The 2,869-nt window shown below is 32.8% G+C and carries 3 protein-coding genes; 1 reads left to right on the top strand and 2 read right to left on the bottom strand.

Translation table 11 applies throughout. From position 1 onward, the window contains the following. Positions 1-1,028, top strand: a 1,028-nt coding sequence (locus JO950_RS21625) for a hypothetical protein (RefSeq protein WP_202704494.1), incomplete at its 5' end; no start/stop codon positions are given. 418 nt (positions 1,029-1,446) lie between these two features. On the opposite strand, the gene JO950_RS21620 is transcribed toward JO950_RS21625, so the two are convergent. Next, positions 1,447-1,995, bottom strand: a complete 549-nt coding sequence (locus JO950_RS21620) for a transposase (RefSeq protein WP_202704493.1) — start codon at positions 1,993-1,995, stop codon at positions 1,447-1,449. A gap of 176 nt (positions 1,996-2,171) precedes the next feature. After that, positions 2,172-2,552, bottom strand: coding sequence for a flagellar motor protein MotB (locus JO950_RS21615; RefSeq protein WP_202704492.1), 381 nt, complete (start codon positions 2,550-2,552; stop codon positions 2,172-2,174). Between the last annotated feature and the right edge of the window lie 317 nt (positions 2,553-2,869).

The following is a 2,869-nucleotide window of genomic DNA, read 5'->3' as shown; positions in this document are numbered from 1 at the left end:
CTTTTGAATGTTTTTATAATGCTAATTATTATTTTAGAAATCCCCATCGTTATAAAACTGAAGCTGAAAAAATAAATAAATTAAATATTTTAAAAAGGAATTACTTTAATAATAAGAAAGAACATAATAGATCTGGAAAAGTATTATATGATTTTTTGGAAGTTTCGGGTAATTTACTTAAAGAAAATGTGAAAATTGCAGTAGCAAACATTCTAGTTGAAAAAGATAATATTGCGAAATCATTTAAAAATACGCCAAATACATCAAAAGCAAGAAGAAAAGAATTTTTAAATATCTTAAATGATGCTGAACGTAATAAAGCAGATTTTCTTATTTTACCAGAGCTAAGTGTTCCGCATAGGTGGTTTCCTCTTTTGGCTGATGAATCAAGAAGAAAAGATAGGGTTTTAATTGCGGGGTTAGAGCATATTACAATTAATGATATCTGTTTCAATTTTACAATAACTTTACTTCCTCTAAATAATGGAGGGATAAAAGATGCCGTTTTAGTGCTTCGTTTAAAAAATCATTATTCTCCTCATGAGGAAAAAACAATAAAAGATCAAGGGAAAGTTGTTCCAAAACCAACTGAGGCTACGTACAATAAATTCATTTGGAATAAAATTCATTTTTCAATTTATAACTGTTATGAATTAGCCAACATAACTCATAGAACAATATTTAGATCTGAGGTTGATATTTTATTTGCTTCAGAATACAATCGTGACATAAATTATTTTTCAAATATTGTAGATACTGTTACAAGGGATATTCACTGTTATTTTGTTCAAGCAAATTCATCAGATTTTGGTGATTCAAGAATTACTAAACCTTCAAGAACCGAAATTAAAGATATTCTGAGATTAAAAGGAGGAACTAATAACGTTATTCTTTGCGGAGATATTGATTTGAGATCTTTAAGAGAATTTCAATCAACAAGAGTTACAGGTCAAAAGGCTGTAAAATTCAAGAACACTCCACCGGACTACGATCATAGTAAAGCAGAAAAAAGGTTGTTAGGTAAATAGAATAGATAAAAAAAGGTAAAATTAAAAAGCAGTTCTTGTAAGAACTGTTTTTTAATTTTATTAGTCAAACTCTAAGAATCCCTATCAACCATCTCCCCTGCTAGCGCGAGCGTCCGAAGCAAATCACGCCAGTATTTCCTCAAAGAAAATCCCCCGCTAGCGCGAGCGTCCCGCTCGTGCACACAAAGAGTAAAATTTCATAAAGTTTGTCATTTCGACGTAAGGAGAAATCACATCAATATTTCTGCAAAGAAAGTCGCCAATCTTTGTAGAGTTTCGAGTGTGATTTCTCCTTACGTCGAAATGACAAGATTGCGTAAAAACTTTGCGACTTAGCGCCTTTGCGAGATTTTGGCGTTAGAATTTTCAGCTTTGCCCCCCGCTAGCGCGAGCGTCCCGCTCGTGCACACAAAGAATATTAATTTATATCAATTAGTAAAATAGTTTGATCGTTATCGCCATAATTTCTGGCAGAACTGTATTTCCAATCTACAGGATTAGTAACAAAACCTGCTTCAACTGGATTTTGATGAATATAGTTTAGCTTTTGCTCAAAGACTTTTAATGACCAGATTTCGATAGGATTATTGTTTTGCTGCCAAAACTGTCTGAATTTGATATTGCTGTTTTTCTTTCCAGCTCTCTCAAACATCCACAACATCCATTCTTTTCTACTCTCTTGTGGGTGTTCTTCGATTGTTCTCAGCATTTTTTTGGATGTGAATCCTTTAAAATCTCTTATCAATCCTGAAGGATCTGCATCTCCAGATCTAAAAATCAAATGGATATGACTCGGCATAATACAATAACCGTATATTTCCATAGCTTTATGTTTGCGGCAGTAATCTAATGATTCAATGATATTTCCAAAATATTCCTCTCTAGTAAATACGTCTATCCAATAAACGGTAGCAAAACTTATAAAGTAAGCTCCTACTTTTTCTCTAAACTTATATTTTCTGCTCATTATAGTAGTTTTGGGCTAATATAAGAAAAACTTTACGTTCACGAGCGGGACGCTCGCGCTAGCGGGGGGAAATCACATCAGTATTTCCGCAAAGTAAGTCGCCAATCTTTGTAGAGTTTCGATTGTGATTTCTCCTTACGTCGAAATGACAAGATTGTGGTTGTTTTTTTAGCGAATTAAGCTTTCTTTTTTACCGGAACTTTTGTTTTTAATTTTTCAATAAGAGCGTCGGCTTCCTGATATAGAGAAATCGATCGCAGCGATTCTGCATAGCGGTAATAATATTCGGGTTCTAAATCGGTGGTGAGGGCGAAAAGTTCGCGGTACCATTTGGCTGCTTTATCCAGATTGCATTTAGCATAGCAGGAATTTCCTAGTTTTTGAAATAAATCAACAGATTTATAGCCTTTTGCTGCAACCCTTTCGTAGGTTTTCATCACATCAACATAGGCATATTTATCGCTTACTTTATCGGTTTGATATAATTTTTCGCTTTGAGCGGAGGCACGAATAGAAAACAAAGTCAATAGCATTACAATAGCTAGTTTTTCTTTCATGAAAATGAATTTAAAAGGGGTCTTGATGGTATTTTTATTTTTTTGGAACAATGTGAAAGAAAGTGAATTATTTAGTGTCGATGGATTTTGTTTTTTGCAAATATATCTAAATCAGTAATATAACATGCATTTTGGCGATGTTTTTTTGACTTTATCGATAAAATTAGAGTTAAAAACAATATTAAATCTTATCGGGTAAATAATTTCTTATCGATATCAAAACGTTTAAAGATTGTAATTTTTTTATTGGTCTCAGATTCGGGTTTAAAACCCTGCAATTTATTGCAGTACTTTAGTAATGCGAAAAAATCTATATC

Source organism: Flavobacterium sp. UGB4466 (assembly GCF_903469665.1).
GTDB classification, from domain to species: domain Bacteria; phylum Bacteroidota; class Bacteroidia; order Flavobacteriales; family Flavobacteriaceae; genus Flavobacterium; species Flavobacterium lipolyticum.
Note: the sequence above shows the minus strand (reverse complement) of the source record. Positions and strands in the feature narration are given on the sequence as shown.